General features: G+C 68.1%; 19 protein-coding genes and 1 pseudogene. 11 read left to right on the plus strand and 9 right to left on the minus strand.

Annotation, left to right across the window (positions count from 1 at the left end; translation table 11 throughout):
• Window positions 1–107: 107 nt before the first annotated feature.
• Both ABZ826_RS30865 and ABZ826_RS30870 read right to left on the minus strand, forming a co-directional pair.
• Window positions 108–485: an AMP-binding protein gene (locus ABZ826_RS30865; protein WP_361455530.1), complete on the minus strand. Its 378-nt coding sequence runs from the start codon at window positions 483–485 to the stop codon at window positions 108–110.
• 81 nt (window positions 486–566) lie between these two features.
• A complete protein-coding gene (locus tag ABZ826_RS30870; RefSeq protein ID WP_361455533.1) occupies window positions 567–1,259 on the minus strand; it encodes a CBS domain-containing protein in 693 nt (230 codons plus the stop codon).
• 273 nt (window positions 1,260–1,532) lie between these two features.
• On the opposite strand from ABZ826_RS30870, the gene ABZ826_RS30875 reads away from it, so the two are divergent.
• From ABZ826_RS30875 to ABZ826_RS30885, 3 genes are read left to right on the plus strand one after another with little or no spacing between them, the layout of a single operon-like run.
• Entirely contained in the window at window positions 1,533–2,273 is a 741-nt protein-coding gene (locus tag ABZ826_RS30875) for a universal stress protein (RefSeq protein WP_361455536.1), read from the plus strand.
• On the plus strand, window positions 2,273–3,130 hold the full coding sequence (locus ABZ826_RS30880; RefSeq protein ID WP_361455539.1) for a universal stress protein: 858 nt from the start codon (window positions 2,273–2,275) through the stop codon (window positions 3,128–3,130). Before ABZ826_RS30875 ends, ABZ826_RS30880 begins: the two co-directional genes overlap by 1 nt.
• Before the next feature lie 12 nt (window positions 3,131–3,142).
• Window positions 3,143–3,856 carry a cation-transporting P-type ATPase gene (locus ABZ826_RS30885; RefSeq protein WP_361455542.1) on the plus strand — a complete coding sequence of 238 codons (714 nt, stop codon included), beginning with the start codon at window positions 3,143–3,145 and terminating at the stop codon, window positions 3,854–3,856.
• 118 nt (window positions 3,857–3,974) lie between these two features.
• Here ABZ826_RS30885 and ABZ826_RS30890 read toward each other — a convergent pair whose 3' ends face one another.
• The 3 genes from ABZ826_RS30890 to ABZ826_RS30900 all read right to left on the minus strand — a co-directional run bounded on the left by ABZ826_RS30890 (window position 3,975) and on the right by ABZ826_RS30900 (window position 6,625).
• A complete protein-coding gene (locus ABZ826_RS30890; protein WP_361455545.1) occupies window positions 3,975–4,598 on the minus strand; it encodes a CBS domain-containing protein in 624 nt (207 codons plus the stop codon).
• Window positions 4,599–4,646: 48 nt separating this feature from the next.
• On the minus strand, window positions 4,647–5,108 hold the full coding sequence (locus ABZ826_RS30895; protein WP_361455547.1) for a cyclic nucleotide-binding domain-containing protein: 462 nt from the start codon (window positions 5,106–5,108) through the stop codon (window positions 4,647–4,649).
• Window positions 5,109–5,278: 170 nt separating this feature from the next.
• On the minus strand, window positions 5,279–6,625 hold the full coding sequence (locus tag ABZ826_RS30900) for a nicotinate phosphoribosyltransferase (RefSeq protein ID WP_361455550.1): 1,347 nt from the start codon (window positions 6,623–6,625) through the stop codon (window positions 5,279–5,281).
• A 305-nt stretch (window positions 6,626–6,930) separates the two neighbouring features.
• Between ABZ826_RS30900 and ABZ826_RS30905 the strand changes: the two genes are divergently transcribed.
• Entirely contained in the window at window positions 6,931–7,806 is an 876-nt protein-coding gene (locus ABZ826_RS30905; RefSeq protein WP_361455553.1) for a universal stress protein, read from the plus strand.
• A 20-nt stretch (window positions 7,807–7,826) separates the two neighbouring features.
• Here ABZ826_RS30905 and ppk2 read toward each other — a convergent pair whose 3' ends face one another.
• Together ppk2 and ABZ826_RS30915 are read right to left on the minus strand one after the other, a co-directional pair.
• A complete protein-coding gene (gene ppk2 / locus ABZ826_RS30910) occupies window positions 7,827–8,648 on the minus strand; it encodes a polyphosphate kinase 2 (RefSeq protein WP_361455556.1) in 822 nt (273 codons plus the stop codon).
• A gap of 225 nt (window positions 8,649–8,873) precedes the next feature.
• Window positions 8,874–9,185 (minus strand): DUF1918 domain-containing protein, encoded by a 312-nt coding sequence (locus tag ABZ826_RS30915; protein WP_361455559.1) that lies wholly within the window; start codon window positions 9,183–9,185, stop codon window positions 8,874–8,876.
• A 198-nt stretch (window positions 9,186–9,383) separates the two neighbouring features.
• Between ABZ826_RS30915 and ABZ826_RS30920 the strand changes: the two genes are divergently transcribed.
• The 3 genes from ABZ826_RS30920 to ABZ826_RS30930 all read left to right on the plus strand — a co-directional run bounded on the left by ABZ826_RS30920 (window position 9,384) and on the right by ABZ826_RS30930 (window position 11,847).
• A complete protein-coding gene (locus ABZ826_RS30920; protein WP_361455561.1) occupies window positions 9,384–10,058 on the plus strand; it encodes a CBS domain-containing protein in 675 nt (224 codons plus the stop codon).
• 454 nt (window positions 10,059–10,512) lie between these two features.
• Window positions 10,513–11,388 (plus strand): universal stress protein, encoded by an 876-nt coding sequence (locus ABZ826_RS30925; RefSeq protein ID WP_361455564.1) that lies wholly within the window; start codon window positions 10,513–10,515, stop codon window positions 11,386–11,388.
• A 192-nt stretch (window positions 11,389–11,580) separates the two neighbouring features.
• Window positions 11,581–11,847 (plus strand): hypothetical protein, encoded by a 267-nt coding sequence (locus ABZ826_RS30930; protein ID WP_361455566.1) that lies wholly within the window; start codon window positions 11,581–11,583, stop codon window positions 11,845–11,847.
• 172 nt (window positions 11,848–12,019) lie between these two features.
• Here the strand turns inward: ABZ826_RS30930 and ABZ826_RS30935 are convergent, their stop codons facing one another.
• Window positions 12,020–13,960, minus strand: a complete 1,941-nt coding sequence (locus ABZ826_RS30935) for a multicopper oxidase (RefSeq protein ID WP_361455569.1) — start codon at window positions 13,958–13,960, stop codon at window positions 12,020–12,022.
• Window positions 13,961–14,211: 251 nt separating this feature from the next.
• Here ABZ826_RS30935 and ABZ826_RS30940 point away from each other — a divergent pair, with 251 nt between their 5' ends.
• Complete coding sequence (locus tag ABZ826_RS30940) at window positions 14,212–14,844, plus strand: hypothetical protein (protein WP_361455572.1); 633 nt, start codon at window positions 14,212–14,214, stop codon at window positions 14,842–14,844.
• Window positions 14,845–14,993: 149 nt separating this feature from the next.
• Window positions 14,994–16,106 (plus strand): ISAs1 family transposase, encoded by a 1,113-nt coding sequence (locus ABZ826_RS30945; protein WP_361455575.1) that lies wholly within the window; start codon window positions 14,994–14,996, stop codon window positions 16,104–16,106.
• A gap of 53 nt (window positions 16,107–16,159) precedes the next feature.
• Here ABZ826_RS30945 and ABZ826_RS30950 read toward each other — a convergent pair whose 3' ends face one another.
• On the minus strand, window positions 16,160–17,566 hold the full coding sequence (locus tag ABZ826_RS30950; protein ID WP_361455578.1) for an MFS transporter: 1,407 nt from the start codon (window positions 17,564–17,566) through the stop codon (window positions 16,160–16,162).
• Window positions 17,567–17,789: 223 nt separating this feature from the next.
• Between ABZ826_RS30950 and ABZ826_RS30955 the strand changes: the two are divergent.
• Together ABZ826_RS30955 and ABZ826_RS30960 are read left to right on the plus strand one after the other, a co-directional pair.
• Window positions 17,790–17,972: pseudogene (locus ABZ826_RS30955) on the plus strand (helix-turn-helix domain-containing protein); the annotation flags it as partial.
• 133 nt (window positions 17,973–18,105) lie between these two features.
• Window positions 18,106–18,672 (plus strand): hypothetical protein, encoded by a 567-nt coding sequence (locus ABZ826_RS30960; RefSeq protein WP_361455581.1) that lies wholly within the window; start codon window positions 18,106–18,108, stop codon window positions 18,670–18,672.
• The last annotated feature ends 142 nt before the right edge of the window (window positions 18,673–18,814 follow it).

Consider the following 18,814-nt stretch of genomic DNA (forward strand, 5'->3'; position numbering starts at 1 on the left):
CCGCAAGCCCCCCGAGCCGCCGAAGCTCCCCGAGGCTGCCTGGATCAACAGACCCTCTCAAGATCAAACGATCCCGGCACAGCAATAGAACGACCTACCTGCCTTGATCACGTTGACAGGTTCCGCAGCACCGTCGCGTAGAGCTCGGGGCAACGGCCCAGGAGAGTAAACACCATTTCCTGCCGGGCCACCCCCAGGGACGTGAGTGCGTTGGCGAAGCGCCCTGTGAGGCCGGCGAGCTCGCCATAACTGATACGGGTGACCGTGTCGTTTGCTGCGATGCAGCGCAACGCCTCCCGCCCGCCAAGGCCTGCGGCCACCTGACGGTCCACGGCTTCGTATCCCATGTTCAGCCCGCCACCGGGCAGCCCGGCCAGCTGCGACCGGGCCTCGTCCCAGGTGAATTCGGCGCGGACGCGGTCATAGTCCTGGAGCATGAAGTCGGCGCCGGGCCTGGGCTGTTTATGGATGACGCGGTGGTCCATGGCCGAGTCCTTGTCCTCGCTCCGGAATCCTCAAGGAGACGCTCCGGCGTTCGTGGTGGCGGTGATGCTGGCGGTGCGGCCTCACGGCTCTGCGGACGGTCCGTGGGCGGCACATGGCGGGGAATCGGGTACGGGGCCATCCGTGTGTGCGGTCACATGGCTCACCACCGCGACCACCCCGTCGATTTGTTCGGCAAGGCGTGTCAGGACCGAGATCTGGCTCCGGTTCTCCAGTCGGCCTTCCAGGGTGACGACGCCGTCCACCACATGGGTGGTGACCGCGCTGGGTCCGAGTCCCATGGTGTCTTCGAGTACGTCCTCGACGAGGCGTCGTCGTATCTCCGCGTCGGAGCGCAGGAAGAGGCGCAGCAGATCCCGGCGTGTGACGATGCCGACGAGCCGGTCCTCGTCGTCCACGACCGGGAGCCTCTCCACGCCACTGCGGGTCATCAGCCGGGCGGCTTCCGGTGCGGTCTCCTGCGCGTGGACGGTCACGGCCGGCGTCGACATGACCTCGGCAGCGGTGAATTCGGCTCCGGACGAGGTCCTGGTGGCGGCGTCGGGAGCGTCGCCCGTCACCGGATGTCCCGTCGCCTGTCGGCTCAGCAGGTCGCTCTCGGAGACGACGCCGACAACACGGTCCTCGTCGTCGAGCACGGGAAGTCCGCTGATGTCGTGCTGCGCGAGCAGCTTCGCGACCTCCTTGAAAGAGGTGACCGAGACGACCGAGACGACCTCGTCGGTCATCAGGTCTCCCACTCTGATGTGCCTCATGGAGGCACCTCCTGCTCTCTCACGGAGACCCGCATGGACGTAATGCGGGCGACTCGTTCAGAAACCACGATTCACCGGGCTGCACCGGGATGAAGAGGGCCGAATGGGTCTGTGCCGGGACCAGTCGGACCCGGATCGGGTGCTCAGACACGGCACGATTCTCTCGACAGGGACCATTGGGCCCCGGGCGGCCCTGACGGCCCCTCTCTCTGCGGGGCTCGCGGTGCCAGCGTGAGAGCTGCCCCTGCCCGTGGCAATCGGTGAGGAGGAACCATGAAAGGCACCACAGGCAGCCCGGAACTGGGCTCCGTCATCGTCGGCGTCGACGGCTCAGAGCCGGCCCACCGGGCAGCGCTGTGGGCAGCGGCCGAGGCCGCGCGCCGTGACAGCCCGCTGCACATCGTTCACGCAGTGGACACGGATGGTCGGACTCTCTACCTTTCGGCGGAGAGCGTCGAGCGGGTTCGCGACGCGGGCCGCGAACTGCTGCGGGACACCGCCGCTGCCATCGGGGAACGGTACTCCGGCCTGCACATCACCACGGAGCTCAGCTGCGGCGCACCCGTCCCCAGCCTGCATCGGACCGCCAGCCTCCGCGGCACTGTCGTGGTGGGCAACCGTGGTCTCGGCGGGTTCGAATACCTCATGCTCGGATCCGTCGGCCTGAAGGTCGCCGCAAGTGCCACGACGCCCGTCATCGTGGTCAGGGGCATGGACGACGGGGCCGAGACGATCGTCGGCCAACAGGTCCACCATCTGACTGCCGTGGCGAACCGGATCCGTGACGAATTCCCGGGCCTGACCGTGCAGGCGGATGCCGAGAAGAGCCTGACCGTGACAGGAGTACTGGTGGAGGCATCGCGGCATGCGCATCTGCTGGTGATGGGCGGGCGGCGGTCGCCCGGTTACATCGGCCCCACTCTCGGGCGGGCGACGCACAGCCTTCTGCACCACGCGCACTGTCCCGTGCAACTCATTCCGCAGCGGGGTTCCGGACACGGGAGTGAGTCGTGATGGGCGCCGCCGAACACCGTGAACTCGTCGTCGGTATCGACCCGTCGAGGAACTGGCACCTGTCGTTGGCCTGGGCGGCGGACGAAGCACAGCGACGCGGGCTGGAACTCCGGCTCGTGGTGGCCGTACCTCCACTGCACGACGCGCATCCCCGCGATGACAGCCCGCGCAGAACGTCCCTGCTTCAAGCCGGGGCGAACGCTCTTCAGGAGGGGGCCGCCTGGGTCCGGGCGCGCCATCCGCGGCTGCGGCCGGCCACCGATCTGCTCGACGGATACCCGGCTGCCGTGATCGGCGGGCTGTCCGGGCGGGCCCGGATGGTCGTCCTCGGGTCCCGACACCTGAGCCGTACGGCCGAATACCTCAGTGCCGACTCCCTCGTCGTCCCCGTCACGGCCCAGGCACGCTGTCCCGTGGTGGTCGTGGGTGATGCGGAGCATGTCACTCAGCAGCCGACCTACCTGGTCGTGGGAATCGACGGCGGCGAGTCCTCGAAGGCGGCGCTGGGGCTGGCGTTCGAGGAGGCCGACCTCCGCGGTGCCGCGCTCCGCGCCGTCTCGGTGTGGCAGCCGCCCCTTTTCACGCTCCAGGACGAAAGGGACGCTGTACAGGCGCAGCGACGCATGCTCTCCGAGGTTACGGCGGGCTGGTCGATCAAGTACCCGGACGTGCATCTGACCCATGAGGTGCCGACCGGACACCCGGTGGAGGAGCTGGCCAGTGCGGCCGAGCATGCCTTGGCCGTCGTCGTGGGGCGCCGCGGCCGGGGTGGCTACACGGGCATGCGGCTCGGTTCCGTCGTCCACGGACTGCTGCACCGGGCGCACTGCCCGGTGATCACCGTTCCCCTTGTGTGAATTCCCGCCGTGATGACCAGCCCGGCCGTGGAGGAGGAGCCCGGACAGGAGTCCTGCGGGCTGGCCGGGCCGGAGGCCGAGCGCCGTCTGGCCGAGCAGGGCCGCAACGAGGTGGCGGAGGCGCACAGCGCGTCTTTGTACGCCCGCGTTCTTGCTCAGCTTCGTGATCCTCTGATCATGGTGTTGCTGGGGGCCGCACTGCTGACCGTTGTGATCGGTGACCACTCGGATGCGGTGGTCATCGGTCTGGTGATCGTCTTCAACACAGCGGTGGGGGTCGCGCAGGAGATCCGCGCCGACCACGCCGTGGAGGCCCTGTCGGTGATGTCGGCACCGAGTGCTCGTGTCCTGCGGGACGGCGCCGCATGGGAGGCCGCCGCAGCCGTTGTGGTGCCAGACGACGTGCTGCTGCTGCTGCTGCTGCTCGGCGAGGGCGACATCGTCGCTGCCGCCGCCGAGGTCCTTGAGGCATCCTCCCTGCTCATCGACGAGTCCATGCTCACCGGGGAGTCCGTTCCCGTGGACAAGGACGCCCGCTCACTGCTGGCGTCGGCCCTGCTGGCTGTGGCGGCGCTGTATGTTCCGCCGCTGCAGTCGATCCTGGAGACCGAGCCGCTCGGTTGGTCCGGGGCCGCCCTTGCGACGGCCGCCCTCATGAGCGGCTACCTGGCCGCTCGGCTCACACGAAGCGCATTTCGAGAAGCGAAGGCCGTGAACGTGAAGTGAGAGTCAAGCGGGCACAGACCTTGGCGGCGCCCTGATCCCCCCATCGACCGCACTGTCTCCACGGGCCGCATGGCGAAGCCGGGCCGACTGCTGCGGTTCGCTGTGCCTGGAGGGCGTTTCAGTCAAGCTCCATGCGTACGTCCACGACGCCTTCGACCGCGCGAATGGCCCGAGCCAGTAGTGGCACCAGGGAACGGTTCTGGAGAGGTCCCCGCAGGGTGACGACACCGTCCATCACGGAGAATTCCACGCGGTCCGGAGGAGAGAGTTCGGCGACAACAGCGGATCGGATCTCCTCGTCGATCTCCTCATCCGGGCGCAGGAAGACTTTCAGCAGGTCGCTGCGGCTCACGACGCCCTCCAGCATGCCGATGCCGTTCACGACGGGCAGACGCTTCACTCGCTTGCGTGCCATGATGCGGGCGGCCTCGGCGAGTGTGGCATCGGGATGGACGGTGACGGCCGGGCTCGACATCAGCTCCTCGGCCAGCACCGCGTCGGCTTTGGACGCCTCCTCGAGCTGGCCGGGCAGTGTCGGGGCGCCCTGCCGGAATTCCTCCTTCGGCAGCAGGTCCGCCTCGGAGACCACCCCGACGACACGGCCCTCGCCTTCGAGTACCGGTACCGCGCTGACCTTCCACTGGTGCATCAGCTCGACGATCTCCTTGTACGAAGCCTCGCGGCCGATGGCCACGGCCGTGTGGGTCATGACATCGCTGACGGTGTACCGGGATGCAGCCATGGCGTGCTCCTCGGGCGTAGCTCTCGGATGGCGGCACGGCGGCGTGCATCACACAAAGCCGCCGCTGCCGTGAGGGGCGTAGAGATCGAGCAGACGGATCCGGGCGGCCTGCAACCGGTGGGCGAGAACCTGCCCGACCCAATGGCCGATGGCCGAGCCGAAGGCGGGATCCGCGTCCATCATCATCCGTACCCTCGCTGCGTCGAACTCATGGGTACGGACATGCGTCATCGCCTCGGCTCCGAGGTGCCAGATGTAGGGCTCGAACAGCCAGGACCAGCCCACCAGCTCGCCGGGCCCGAGGTTCTCGATCGCGGCCGGTGAGCTTCCCGGTACGCGGAAGTCCAGCGTGACGGTGCCCGAGCGCAGGATCCAGAAGCGGTCCGCGCGGTCGCCTTCGTGGAAGAGACGGGTTCCCTCCTCGAAATTGACCTCCTGCCCGATCTGCATCAGGCGGGCACGGTACACGGCAGGCAGAGCTGTAGTGATGCGAGTGGGAGAAGCGCTCATCGGTGGACCTCCTCTGTAGCCTCCGATTTCAGCATCGCCGGACAGCCGCCTCACAGACATGGGTCGACCGGCCCCTGCCGCGGTCCCGCCCGGCCCTGGGCCGGAGAGCTCTGAGAAACTTGCCGGTTCCGTCGGCCGAGGTCATTCCTGCGCCCGATTGCGAGATCGGATCAGAGAGCTCCGTGCGTGTGCCCCAGCAGATTCTGCTCGATGTGTCGGCGGACATCTGCGGCGAGTGAGCTGAGGCATTCTGAGGGTTCCGCCCTTGGCGCGGTGGGCGCCCGTATGGTGCGGGCCCCGGCCGGCAGCGCCGCGAGGTCGGTGACGAACCGCTGCCGGGCCGTGTCCAGCTTCGTGCGTTCCGAAACACGGTGCCCTTCCCGCATGACCGACTCCAGCAGCGGGGTGCCGTCCGGGGGCGGGGGCTCGTCGATGAGAGTGATGAGATCTGCATGTTCCGGCCTTCGGAACACCTGTTTGCGTCCCGGCGCTGTCACCTTGGCCGAGGACAGTTTCATCACTGGCCGACCGTCGTACTCGACCAGTTTGTACGCGGAATCCAGGTAGGGGGCATCCGCACAGACGCCGATTCTGGTGCCGACCGCGTACGTGTCGATGGGCGCTTTGGAGCGGACCAGACCGTCCACTGCGAACTCGTCGAGACCACCGCTCGCCACAATCCGTGTCTCTCGGAGGCCGGCGGCATCGAGGATGGTCCGTGCCCGCACGGCCAGGGCCCCGAGGTCACCGCTGTCCAGCCGGATGGAGCACCCCAGGTCGAGCCCCAGATCGCGCAGTACGCGCGCTGCCGTAGCCACGCCTGTCTCGGTGTCGTAGGTGTCCACGAGGAGCGTCACCGGGCCCGGATGGGACCGGGCGAAGGCCCGGAACGCGTTCTCCTCGGCACCGAACGCCTCGATGTACGAATGGGCCATCGTGCCTACTGCGGTCAGGCCCTCGGAGTAAGCGGCCGCCACATTGCTGGTTCCGGCGAAGCCGACCATGGCCCCCAGCCGGGCGGCCTGGTGTCCGGCTTCGATGCCATGGGTGCGGCGCAGGGAGAAGTCCACGACGGGGTGTCTGTCGGCGGCCAGGACACACCGGGCGCATTTGGAGGCGACGGCGGTCTGGTGGCTGAGCTGGTTGAGTACGTAGGTTTCGACGAGCTGGGCCTGCGGGAGAGGCGCGGTGATTTCCAGCAGGGGCTCTCCGGCGAGCACGATGCGTCCTTCGGGCATTGCCCGTACCTCGCCGCTGAATTCCAGGCCGAGCAGCGGGGCCAGATCCTCGGGCCGTCGTCCCATGACGGTGGCGAAGACGTCCACGTCATCTGCGTCCACACGGTAGGCGGAGAGGTAGTCGAGGACTGGCTCCAGCCCGGCACAGACAAGAAAGCCCCGGTCCGGCGGCAGATCGCGTACGAACAGACTGAACGTTGCCGAACCGGTCATGCCCTCGCGCAGATACGACTGAGCCATCGTGACCTCGTAGAGGTCGGTACTCGTGGCATCGGACATCGACGGCACCTTCCTCCCCGCCGCGTCACCCCTGCCGGTATGCCTGTATTGCCTCCCGGCCCCGCGCGCTCACGCCGCACCACGCTGCTCCTCCACTATCGGCCTTCCTCGCATCGTGGGCCAGCCAGACGCCGGGGCGCTTCCTGTCGCGGCCGAAGTGCACGTTGTGCGTGCGGACCGGCCGGACCACGGAGGGGGCCGAACGTTCCGCATCGGGACCGAACTGGTCCTGACGAATGGCCTGCTCCGGTGCAACTGTGAGGAGAGGTGCCTCTTACCCGGTCGAGTGGAAGGCGGTGGGGACGATGAGGCTGCCCCTGGTCTCGGGTGTGGACGGATCGGAGACCAGCCTGCGGGCGGTCGACTGGGCCGTCGACGAGGCGGCCCTTCATGGGCTGCCGCTGCGGGTGGTGTACGTGTTGGAGGGGGAGTACCGCGGGGACGCCGCACCGGTGCTCAGCCTCGGTCGTCCTTCGGAGCGGGCGCTCGCCGAAAGCATCGTCGAAACTGCCGCTGAGCGCGTCCGCCGCCGCCATCCGGACGTCGACGTCACGGCCGAAGTACTGCCCGGGGACGTGGTGACCGGCCTCCTGCGCGAGGGGCACAACGCAGGGGCGCTGATCACCGGGGAACGAGGCCGCGGAGGGGTCACCGGACTTCTGCTCGGCTCCGTCAGCCTCGCCGTGGCCGCGTCGCACCCTTGCCCCGTCATCGTCGTGCGCGGCGACAAGGCCGGTATCGATGGCACGCACGGGCGGATCCTCGTCGGGGTCAAGGAACCGGAGGGAGGATCAGCGGCGATCCGGTTGGCCTTCCGTGAGGCTGAAGCAAGGGACTGTGTCCTGGACGCCGTACATGCCTGGCGCTGCCCGCCGCGCAATCACGCCGATCACCCCCGTACTGCCGGTGAGCCGCACCTCTACTGCAAGGAACGCGCGGCCACTCTGATCGACCACGCGGTGGCCGACTCCGTACGCGATCACCCGACGGTCCGACTGCACTCGGCGGCAGTCGAGGGAACGGCCGCAAAGGTGCTGGCCCAGCGATCGGCTGCCGCGGATCTGATCATCGTCGGAGCGCATCGTCGCCGCAGTCATCCAGGCCCCCACCTCGGCCGGGTCGCTCGCACCCTGCTTCACCACGCCGACTGTCCGGTGGCTGTCATACCTCCGGCGACTTGAATGTACGAGACGCGCCTACCTCACCCGCTCAGTGCTGACGCATGGTCGGGGACGTACGTCTGAAGGTCCCTCGGCGGACGTTGGTATCCGGTGGCCGGCGGGCGTGGAGGCAGTTCGATCGCCGGCGGAGCGACCTCCTCGTACGGCACGGTCGACAGCAGATGGGCGATCATGTTCAGCCGTGCCCGGCGCTTGTCGTCGCTCTCGACCACGTACCAGGGAGCTTCCGAGATGTCCGTATGGACGAACATCTCGTCCTTCGCCCGCGAATAGGCCTCCCAACGGCTGATCGATTCCAGGTCCAGCGGAGAGAGCTTCCACCGGCGGGTGGGATCCTGCAGCCGACGCCGGAACCGCTGCTCCTGCACCGCGTCACTCACCGAGAACCAGTACTTGCGCAACAGGATGCCGTCCTCCACCAGCATCCGCTCGAAGATCGGGCACTGGCGAAGAAACCGCTGGTGCTCCTCCATGGTGCAAAAACCCATGACGCGCTCGACGCCCGCGCGGTTGTACCAGCTCCGGTCGAGCAGGACCACTTCACCCGCGGCCGGCAGATGCCCGACGTAGCGCTGGAAATACCACTGGCCGCGCTCGCGCTCGGTGGGCCGCGGCAGCGCGACGATACGTGCTACCCGGGGATTGAGGAACTCGGTGACGCGCTTGATCGTGCTGCCCTTGCCCGCCGCGTCACGCCCCTCGAACACCACGACGAGCCGTGCGCTCTCGGCGCGCACCCACTCCTGGAGCTTCACGAGCTCGGTCTGGAGCCGGTACAGCTCGCGCTCGTACAGCGAGCGCGGCAGTCTTCCGGGCCCGCCCGAACCTTTCTCATCCGACATGGGATGACGTTACGGAGAAGACCATGCTCGAGGTCAAGCGTCAACGCCGAACGGGCTTCGTTGCGCGGATCCGGAACGGCGGTACGCGTGGCTGCGCCGTGACGGCGACCGCCCGGATCGAACGACCACGGGTACCGGATCCCCGCTGGTCGAGGCATGCCAGGTATCCCGGCGCCTTTCTGCCGCGGCGGGCTGTGTCTGCTCGGTGAGCCTTGTTGCCTACGTTCAATGGCGATGCGTCGGCCGACGTCGCCGGGGGCTGCGTGTCCCCTCGGACCCGATCCTGGTGGACCGGGCACCAGGATCGTTCGCGCCCGGCTGGGATGACTCGTGGGTTCTCCCAGCCCCGTGCTCAAGGTGACGGACATGGGCGTCGGGTCCTGGGAACACGAGCGACACATGGTCGGTGTCCGACCAGTGCACGTCGTAGGGAGGGGTCCCATCCGCATGGCGGAGTCCGACGATCTCGCCGTCGCGCCTGCTGGCGCCGGTGGCCGGACTTTCGACAACAAGATGATCGCCGAGGTGAGCTCGCATGATCGTCACCGATTCCTCACTATGTTGCTGTACTCAAACTGCCACGTACGGCGTGCCGCTGCCGTGGGGTCCAGTGGGCCCGTTTTGGACCCACTGGACCCCCAAAACGGGCCTGGTCGGCTCAACCGTGGGCGTCCGGTTCCTGATCCGCTCGACACATGACCACTTCTGACCGCCACACCCCGAAGGAGGAGCCACATGCATCACCGAACCGTTGCAGAGCTCATGACCCGAGGCGTCGTCCGGGCGCGGCGTGACCTGCCATTCAAGGAGATCGTCAAACTATTGGCGGAGAACGATGTCACCGCCGTGCCCGTGGTGGACGAACTGAACCGGCCCATGGGCGTGGTGTCCGAGGCCGACCTGCTGCGCAAGTCCTCCGACCAGGCCGATCCATCCGGGCTGACGCCGATCCCGCATATCGAGGCGTGGGAGCGGGCCAAGGCCGAGGGGGCCAGAGCGGAGGAGCTGATGTCGGCTCCCGCGGTGTGTGCGCGTCCGGAGTGGACCGTGGTGGAGGCAGCCCGCCTCATGGAAGTACAGGACGTGAAACGTCTGCCCGTTGTGGACGAGACGGACAAGCTGCTGGGCATCGTCAGCCGCAGAGACCTGCTACGAGTCTTCCTGCGCCACGACGATGCCATCCGTGAGGAAATCAACCGCGATGTGCTGCAGCAGACGATGGGCCTCGCTCCCTCGGCGGTGACGGTCGAGGTCCGGCAGGGAGAGGTGGTCCTCAACGGATCCGTCGAGTTCAAGAGCCTGATCCCCATCATCGAACGGTTGTGCCGGAGCGTCGACGGTGTGGTATCCGTCGCCGAGCACCTGAATTACCGGACCGACGATGTACGGAGTTCACCCGCCGGCACGTGAGACCGCCGTGCCGCTGTTGTCTGACCACAGGGCTGGCGACCGTCCCGCCGAACGCCTGTTCCGAGATCACTTCACCGCCCTCACGACGCGAGGCCGGAGCAGTCCCGCCCGGTGAAGTCCGCCCTCCGTGCCGGAGTGCTTCGGCGGCGGATTCTTCCGCCCGCCGGGCCCGTCGATGCGCAACCGCCGGAGCACGCGCGACCTGCTGCCCGCCGCGCGCGGACCGGGTTCCTCCCCGAGCGCCACGCCGGGTTCCGTGTGCGCCACGGAAGGATCTGGGGTATTTGTCGAATGAAGAGAACCCGTGTTCGGTGCGTCTGCGCAGATGCTCACCCCGTCGATCCCCTGCCGTCGTCCTCCGCGCCCTGGGTTGGGGCACAGGGGCGACAGCAGTGCGGAAAGGCGGGGCGCCGACACCGTCGTTCCGGCTTCTTGCGAGACGGAGGCAGTTGTCATGGAGCCAGTCGTCACCGTCGGCCTTGACGGGTCCCCCGAGAGCCTGGCCGCTGCTCGTTGGGCCGCCGACGAAGCCGAGCGGCGCAAGCTCACGCTGCGCCTGCTGCACGCGTGGCCTCTGCTGGTGCCGGAACCGACCCGCATTCCCGCCGAGATGGATCAGAACTACTGGGCGAGACGGATCGTGCACAACACTCGGGCAGAGCTCCAGGCACACCACCCGGGCCTCCCCGTCGTCGGCAGCCTGGTCGCCGACGATGCCGAGCACGCGCTGCTACGCGCGGCATCGGAGTCCGAGATGATCGTGCTCGGTTCGCGGGGGCTGGTGCCCGTCGAGAGCTACTTCCTCGGCGACATCAGCATGCCCGTCGTGGCACGCGCCGAGCGGCCGGTGGTCCTGGTGCGAGCCAGTACGGGCGAGGACGGCCCACAGCCCACCCGAACTGCGACAAGCGGCGTGGTGGTGGCGCTCAAACTGCACGGCCCCTGCGACGACCTGCTCCAATTCGCCTTCGAGACCGCTGCCGCGCGAGGCATACCTCTTCGGGCCGTCCACGGCCGAAGCCTGCCGGTGGACGCATACGTGCCCTGGGGCGTGAACCATGACGTGGCGGAAGAAATCGTTCAGGACGCACAGAAGCTCCTCAGCCAGACCCTCCGCCCCTGGCGTGACAGGTACCCGCAGGTGGACGTCACCGACAGCACCCCACTCGTAAGCCCCGCCAAGGCTGTCGTACGGGCCGCCGAGGGTGCCGATCTGCTGGTCGTCGGCCGACGACAACACCATCGCGCCCTGGCACCACACCTGGGCCCGGTAGTCCAGGCCGCCATTCATCACGCACGCTGCCCTGTCGCGGTCGTCCCCCACGATTGACGCGAGGAACCGCACAGGGCCGACGCGTCGACGCATCGGGCCGACCGCGCGTTCCTCGGAGCCGTCGGCCCCATACGAGTCGTACGCGCCGTTCAGCCCCCCGGCAGGGTCCATGTATCCGTTTCTCAACGACGCGGCGCCGCGCCACCCTGGAACTGTCGACGGTCGGCCGTCCGAAAGACGGTGATTGGCATGATGTGGTACTACGGCGGCTGGAACGGATGGCTGCTCATGACCGTGATCATGATTGTGTTCTGGTCGCTGCTGATCGTCGGGGTCGTCGCTCTCACTCACTACCTCACCAACACCCGGCGAGGTCATCAGCCCGGCCCGCCCAGCGGTGAGACAGCATGGGGAAGCCGACGAGCCGAAGACCTGCTCGCAGAACGGTTCGCCCGCGGGGAAATCGACGAGGACGAGTACAAACGCCGCCTCACGCTGCTGCGTGAACAGCGGTGAACAGCGCCGCCGCACACTGCGGCCGGGCATCCGCTGGGGCGTTGCCGCGGTGCGAGGCACCGCCATGCGCAGGATGCGCCCGACAGCCCACCTGCCCACGGTTCCGGCTCGGGGTGATCTCGCTGCAGGGGAGCACTCCGGGCGCAGGAGAGTGGCAGAGCCTCCTCCGCCGTCATCCGACGGTGTAGGGGCGCATCATTTCGTTGTCTTCGTGTTCGAGCATGTGGCAGTGCCAGACGTACCGGCCCGCCCGGTCGAATGTCGCCTTCAGCCTCGTCACGGCACCCGGGTAGGCGACTGCTGTGTCCTTGAACCCGCTCTCCCACGGCTCTGCGGGCCGGGCGGCGCGGCCGGCCTGTTGCCGGTCGAGGACCTGGAACTGGACCTCGTGGACATGGATCGGGTGGGCATCCTTCGTGAGATTGTGAATCTCCCAGATCTCGGTGGCACCCAGGGCCGGATTCTCCGTGACGGGGTCGTCCCAGTGCATCGGCACAGCGGCCCCGTTTCGGTCCAGGGTGCCGAGCAGTATTTGCCGGGGGCCGACGTGCGGCAGCGATGCGGAGTTCTGCTCGCTGAGGGAAAGCCGTCGGATGCGGCTCGCCTTCCCCAACGGCTCGAACGACGGCAGCGACAGCTGGGAGGGTGGCACGGTCGTGTCTGGTGTGGTGAGTGCTCCGACCGTGAGCTTCATGACCTGCCCGGTGGTGGCGGGGTCCGCCGGGGGGAAGTCCGTACCCGCCTTCCCGCCCTGGAACGCTTTGTCGGGGCCCTCGTTGATGAGATAAAGCTCGGTCCCGACTGGTAGGGACGCGAAGTCGACGATCACGTCGGCGCGCTCGGCGGGAGCGATGAGCACCTGGTCGCGCCGTACGGGCTTGGGGAGGAAGCCTCCCTCGCTGCCGATCTGCCAGAAGGGGAGGGCGGGGGCCGCGGGTCTGTGGGCGAGTGGGCGGGTGACGATCTTCAGGATCAGGTACCGCGAGTTGCATCCGTTGAGAAGCCGAAACCGGTAGCGGCGCGGTTCGACTCGAAGGACCGGCCAGGTTCTCCCGTTGGTCACCATCATGTTGCCGAAGAACTCGGGGTTCCAGATCGGAGGGATGTCGCTGCCCGGGATGTAGGGGCCCCTGAATCCGTCGAAGGCAGCGCGTCCGGCCGGGTAGAAGAGGCTGCCGTCGACGTGGAACGAGCGGTCCTGGATGGCGAGAGGGATCTCGTAGTACTTCCGACCGGGCGGATCACCGGCCCGGGGTGCGGGACCGGGCAATACCCCGTCGGGAAGGTCCGCAGGTCCGCCCCGCAGGAGGTAGAACCCTGCCAGTCCGGCGTAGACATTCAGCCGCGTGACGCCCAGGGCGTGATCGTGGAACCAGAAGGTCGAGGCTCTCTCCGCATTGGCGTACTGGAACACGGCGTCTCCCCGGCCCCAGGCGTCGCCGAACCTGTCTTCGAACTTGCCCTTGAACTCCTCGTAGAACGAGCCGACTTCAGCGTATCCCGCAGGAAGGTCGACCGCGCCTGGAAGGTACCAGGCTTCGGGGTAGCCGTCGCTCTCCTCCGTGTTCAGCCCGCCATGCAGGTGTGTCACGATCGGCACCGGGCCCGAGTACGGCCCGGGTGTCGAGCGGAATCCGGGACGTGAGTCCCGGGCCGACGCTCCGCCTGGAGGGTTCGCCCAGTGCAGTGTGAGGTCGACCGGCAACAGGTGCGGCAAGTATCGGCCTTTGCGATCAAGCAACTGGTTCTTCCACCTCACCCGCACAGGCGTTCCGGCGCGGGCCTCGACGGTGAACGCGGGGGAGTGGAAGCTGCGCGGATGCAGAGTCGATCCGTACCCCCACACGGTCGTCGCCGGCAGGCCGGGGGGAAGCACCTGCTGCTGGAACTGCCGCACGCCGATCACGTAGTGGTCGATGCGATCAGCGACGCCGCCCCCGGCCTGCGGCATGACGGGCGGGACGACCAGCGGCGTGACGTACTTGTTCACCTTTCCTGGATCCAGAACGCCCTTGCCGCCGGGCTCGCGGAGGCGTGGAGCCGCGGTGGCTGCCGGAAGGAGCGCGAACATTCCGCCGACCGCTGCCTGCACGACATGTCGCCTCGTGACCACCTACATCCTCCAAACTTGTCGGACCGGCTCCGGCGCTGCTTCCTTCACCAGCTTTGCCCGGCAGCACCCCGAGACCGCCAACAAGAACCGGGCACCATCAGGTTGTCGCAGCTGGCAGATCCGCGCGTTGCGGTAATGCTCCAGGGGAGGGACCTGGCGACCAGCGCGTGAACATGTACTGGGCCTGGACCCGCATGTGCCAGAACCCGCGGGATGCTGCTCTGAGAGGCTTACGGCGCGGCACTCTTCAATTGAAGCGGGAGTTGATGGCTGGAGTCCGCGCAGGTCGTAAAGTGCCGCAGTGGCAGCTTGAGGTGCTGAGCGGCGGCCGTTACGAGTTGTGGCGGCTGACGCGGCCCCTGGGAGTGGACGAGCGGTACCGGGAGCCGGCCTTTCTGCAGGCGCGCCGGAGGTATCAGCAAGCCCAGAGGCGTTCACTGCCTGATGGGGTGTGGGGTGGTCCTGTGGGTGGGGATCTGGCGACGTGGCCGGGGCTGCCCTATGTGTTGCTCTTCCTGGAGTGGGAGGCGAGGTACCCGCGGGAGTGGACGCGGCATGCGAAGGCGTGGGGTACGAAGGAGAGCCTGATCCGGGAGGTGGCCCGTGCTCGCCAGGAGGAGGCGATCAAGGCGAAGCTCACCGACCTGGTCGAGATCGTCGTCCACCGGGCGTATCGCTGCAAGGATCGCGAGTACGTGCGGGTTGCCCGGGCTGTCGACAGCGCTGACCTACGGGGCAGGCTCGATCGTGCAGTCGATTCGGACAGTTCGTGGGCCCGGTGCCATGCCGGGTATGTGCTCTGGCTCCTTGACCGCCCTGACCTGCCGAACACCCGTCATGTCTGGCAGACCTGGGTGGCAGGCGGGGCTGCGGCGTTGATGTGACCGGGGGACGATACAGGGAAGGTTCCCGTGATCATGGAGTGTTCTACGCCCCGTGACCTGCCTGGAAGACCGTGCCTGCTGACGCTTCATCCCTGATTCCGCCTGCCCTTGACCGGCTCCGCGAGCAGTCCGACGTCGGGCCCGGGGAGGTGCCCGGCCTGCTGCAGCGGCTGGCTCAGGTGCCGGATCCGCGCGATCCGCGCGGCGTGCGCCATGCCCTGGCCGTCGTGCTCACGCTAACCGCGTGCGCGGTGCGGACCGGCGCGACCTCGCTGCTGGCGGTCGGCGAGTGGATCGCGGACGCGCCGCCGCACGTGCTGGAGCGACTCGGCGTGCGCCCCGATCCAGTACTGCCCCGGAGGCTGGTGCCCTCGGAGGCGACGGTCCGCCGACTGCTCGCCCGCATCGACGGTGATGCCCTGGACCGGGCGGTGGGCAGTTGGCTCGCGGACCGCAGACCGAAGGCGACCGGGACCGCCGGGCACCGCGGCCTGGCCGTGGACGGCAAGAGCCTGCGTGGCGCGGCCAAGGCGAAGGGCCGGAAGATTCACCTGCTCGCCGCTCTGGAGCACACCACCGGGCTGGTCCTGGCCCAGCTCGACGTCGCCGAGAAGACCGGTGAGGTCACCCGCTTCCAGCCGCTGCTCGACACCGTCGCCGACCTGGCCGCAACCGTGGTCACCAGCGACGCGCTCCATACGCAACGCGAGCACGCCGCCTACCTCCTGGGCCGAGGGGCCCATTACATCGCGATCGCCAAGGGCAACCAGAAGAAGCTGCGCAAGCAGCTGAAGCCCCTTCTCTGGAAGGACATCCCGTTCCAGGGCCGCACCCGGGGCGTCGGCCACGGCCGCGCGGAGATCCGCCGGATCAAGGTAGTCATCGTGAACAACTTGCTCTTCCCCGGCGCCCGCCAGGCCGTCCAGATCAAGCGCCGCCGCACCGACCGCAAGACCGGCAAGACCACCATCACGACCGTCTACGCGGTCACCAGCCTGACCGCCGAGCAGGCCACCCCGGCCCAGCTCGCCCGACTCGTCCGCGACCACTGGACGATCGAGGCCCTGCACCACGTCCGCGACACCAACTTCGCCGAGGACGCCTCACAGCTACGGACCGGCAACGCACCCCGCGCGATGGCCACCTGGCGCAACCTCGCCATCGGAGCCCTCCGGACAGCCGGAGTGAAGAACATCGCGGCCGGCCTCCGCCACAACGCCCGCGACCCCTGTCGCCCCCTCGCACTCCTCGGCCTCGGATGAGCACAAACCCGGCGTCACGCGACTACGCCGAAACCCTGCGGGCCGTACGGCTGTCAGCTGGTCTCGGCCGTCGGACGGCGGAGGAACAGCGCGGCGAGGAGGACGCCGACGAGGGAGACAATCCCCGCCGTGAGCATCGCCGTGTGCAGCCCGCCCAGCGTGGCGAGCGTGGGACTCGTTGTCGCCGAGAGCACGTTGGTGCGTGCGGTGACGATGGCTGCCAGGCCTGCAGTCCCGATGGCGCCGAGGAACTGCGGCAGCTGTGACAGACCGCCCGCGACGCCTTGTTCGTCGTCCCGCAGCCCGGACGTCATCGTGGTGATGAACGAGACCACGGTCAGCACGTGCCCGAAGCCCATGGCGCCGGATGTCAGCAGGAGGAGCGCCAGACCGCCGTCCTCGGGCAGCAGGAACATCGCGCCGGTGCCGAGTCCCTGCACGGCCAGGCCGGTGGCCATGGCGCCCACCTTGCCGAGCGCGCCGATCAACCGGGCGGCGAGCATGCCGCCGATGAGCGCGGCGGTACCCTCCGCGAGGAAGCCCGCGCCGGTGGCCAGCGCCGAGTATCGCAGCACGTCCTGCATGTACAGGCTCAGCAGGACCGTCGTACCACCGCACATGCCGAACGTGATGAACCCGATCAGCCCGCTCCACTTCACGGTCGGCTTGTTCAGCAGACCCAGCGGGATCAGCGGAGCCACATCCCGCCACTCCACCAGGAGGAAGGCGCCGAGAGCCACCACGGCCAGCGAAAGGGAGCCCGAGGTGTACGCACTGGCCCAGCCGGCCTCGGGGCCTGTCGAGATCCCGTAGACCAGGGCGAAAAGGCCGACGCTCGCCAGGACCGCACCCGGGATGTCGAGCCGGGCCGCCGAGCGCGTGTCGGTTGTCCTGGGCAGCAGGACGGTCGCGCCGAGCAGCACCAGCGCACCGATGATGACCAGGATCAGCATGGTCCAGCGCCAGTTCAGACCGCTGGTGATCACACCACCGCCGAGGGTGCCGAGGACGAACCCCAGGGAAAGCACCGCGCCGTTGACGCCGAAGGCCTTCGTCCGCTGGGGCCCTTCAGAGAACGCCGTTGTCATCAGAGCGATGGCGGTCGGCGCGATCACGGCGGCCGAGGTGCCCTGGCCGGCGCGGGCCGCGATCAGCATCGCCGGGTCCGTCGCCAGACCCGCGAGCAGAGAGAACCCGCTGAACAGAGCAACACCTGTGGTGAATAACCGGCGGCGGCCGATGAGGTCGGAGACCCGGCTAAACAGCGGCAGCAGACTCGCCGTCGGAAGCAGGCAGGCCGTTGCCACCCACTGCAGCGAACCGGTGCTCGCGAAGTCCAGGTCGCGTCCGATCTCCGGCAGGACCACGGTCACGACCGAGAAGTCCAGACCCGTCATGAAGGTGGCGCCGCACAGCGTGACCAGGATCAGCCAGCCCTTGGCACCAAGTCTGTCCGCCACCTCCTCTCCAGAGTCCACGTGTGATGTATGGGTTGCCGCCATGGGCCGCCTCTCGCATGGATTCGATGGGCAGACGCAGAATTTGCGGCGCCGATCACGTCGGCGCGCTCTCAGCCTGTGCCGTGCGGCGCTCGCTACCCATCCCTCTGCCAGAGGTATCCCTGCCGTGGCTACACCTGACGGGTACAGGCAGGGCGCGGCAGAAAACGGCATCCTGGAGGTCATGGAGCGGCGATCGGAACTCGGCGAATTCCTGCGCACCCGGCGGGCCCGGCTGCAGCCCGAAGACGTCGGTCTGCCCGACTACGGCGGCCGGCGGCGTGTACCCGGCCTGCGCCGCGAGGAACTGGCGCACCTCGCGGGCGTCAGTGCCGGCTACTACACACGCCTGGAACAAGGCCAGAGTCCCAACGCCTCCGACGCCGTGCTCGACTCGCTCGCCCGCGTCCTCCAACTCGACGAGGCACAGCCTGGCTCGCCACAAGCCGAAGGCCCGTCGACGCCCCCGCCCCGAGCAACGGCGCCCGAACATCCAGCTGATGATCGACGCGTTCGGAGACGTTCCCGCGCTGATCATCGGCCGCTGCAGCGACGTGATGGCCTGGAACCACACCGCGCACGCCCTGCTCGCCGGGCACCTGCCCTATCAAGCGCCCGCGCAGCCCCGGCAGCGACCCAACATCGCGCGCCTGGTCTTCCTGGACCCGCACACCCGCGAGCTGTACGCCGACTGGCGGGGCAAGGCCCGCGACACGGTCGCGGACCTGCGCATGACCGCTGCCCGCTACCCGGACGACCCGGAGCTGACCGAACTCATCGGTGAACTCACCCTGAACAGCGCAGAGTTCGCATCGCTGTGGGCAGCTCATCCCGTCCACAAGTGCATCACGCCCACCCGCGTCTTCCACCACCCGCTGGTGGGCTCCATGACGCTGAACAACGAGCTCATGGAGCTGTCCCATGACGCGGGCCAGCGCATGGCAGTATTCACCGCCGACACGGACTCCCCCTCTGCGGCGGCACTGCGGCTCCTTGCGGACCTCAGCACTGCATCCCGGGAACAGGCCCATGTCGCGGCCGCGGACGCCAACGGCTCTTCTCGCTGATCGCCGGGTCACCGAGCCGCGCCAAGGCGCCGCAGGCCGTCACGCACCGCAACCATCACGTTGCCGAGAAGACTTCAATCAGTCCCGTGTCCGCTCGAAAAGCATGATCAAATCTGTTCACCTGGATGTCGTCTCTGGTCAG

The sequence above is a fragment of the Streptomyces sp. NPDC047515 genome (assembly GCF_040643055.1).
Taxonomy (GTDB): domain Bacteria; phylum Actinomycetota; class Actinomycetes; order Streptomycetales; family Streptomycetaceae; genus Streptomyces.

Excerpts from the sequence above, each read along its gene's own strand:
- ABZ826_RS30865 (WP_361455530.1), bottom strand. The coding sequence starts at position 485 with ATGGACCACCGCGTCATCCATAAACAGCCCAGGCCCGGCGCCGACTTC.
- ABZ826_RS30870 (WP_361455533.1), bottom strand. The coding sequence starts at position 1,259 with ATGAGGCACATCAGAGTGGGAGACCTGATGACCGACGAGGTCGTCTCG.
- ABZ826_RS30875 (WP_361455536.1), top strand. The coding sequence starts at position 1,533 with ATGAAAGGCACCACAGGCAGCCCGGAACTGGGCTCCGTCATCGTCGGC.
- ABZ826_RS30880 (WP_361455539.1), top strand. The coding sequence starts at position 2,273 with ATGGGCGCCGCCGAACACCGTGAACTCGTCGTCGGTATCGACCCGTCG.
- ABZ826_RS30885 (WP_361455542.1), top strand. The coding sequence starts at position 3,143 with ATGACCAGCCCGGCCGTGGAGGAGGAGCCCGGACAGGAGTCCTGCGGG.
- ABZ826_RS30890 (WP_361455545.1), bottom strand. The coding sequence starts at position 4,598 with ATGGCTGCATCCCGGTACACCGTCAGCGATGTCATGACCCACACGGCC.
- ABZ826_RS30895 (WP_361455547.1), bottom strand. The coding sequence starts at position 5,108 with ATGAGCGCTTCTCCCACTCGCATCACTACAGCTCTGCCTGCCGTGTAC.
- ABZ826_RS30900 (WP_361455550.1), bottom strand. The coding sequence starts at position 6,625 with ATGTCCGATGCCACGAGTACCGACCTCTACGAGGTCACGATGGCTCAG.
- ABZ826_RS30905 (WP_361455553.1), top strand. The coding sequence starts at position 6,931 with ATGAGGCTGCCCCTGGTCTCGGGTGTGGACGGATCGGAGACCAGCCTG.
- ppk2 (WP_361455556.1), bottom strand. The coding sequence starts at position 8,648 with ATGTCGGATGAGAAAGGTTCGGGCGGGCCCGGAAGACTGCCGCGCTCG.
- ABZ826_RS30915 (WP_361455559.1), bottom strand. The coding sequence starts at position 9,185 with ATGCGAGCTCACCTCGGCGATCATCTTGTTGTCGAAAGTCCGGCCACC.
- ABZ826_RS30920 (WP_361455561.1), top strand. The coding sequence starts at position 9,384 with ATGCATCACCGAACCGTTGCAGAGCTCATGACCCGAGGCGTCGTCCGG.
- ABZ826_RS30925 (WP_361455564.1), top strand. The coding sequence starts at position 10,513 with ATGGAGCCAGTCGTCACCGTCGGCCTTGACGGGTCCCCCGAGAGCCTG.
- ABZ826_RS30930 (WP_361455566.1), top strand. The coding sequence starts at position 11,581 with ATGATGTGGTACTACGGCGGCTGGAACGGATGGCTGCTCATGACCGTG.
- ABZ826_RS30960 (WP_361455581.1), top strand. The coding sequence starts at position 18,106 with ATGATCGACGCGTTCGGAGACGTTCCCGCGCTGATCATCGGCCGCTGC.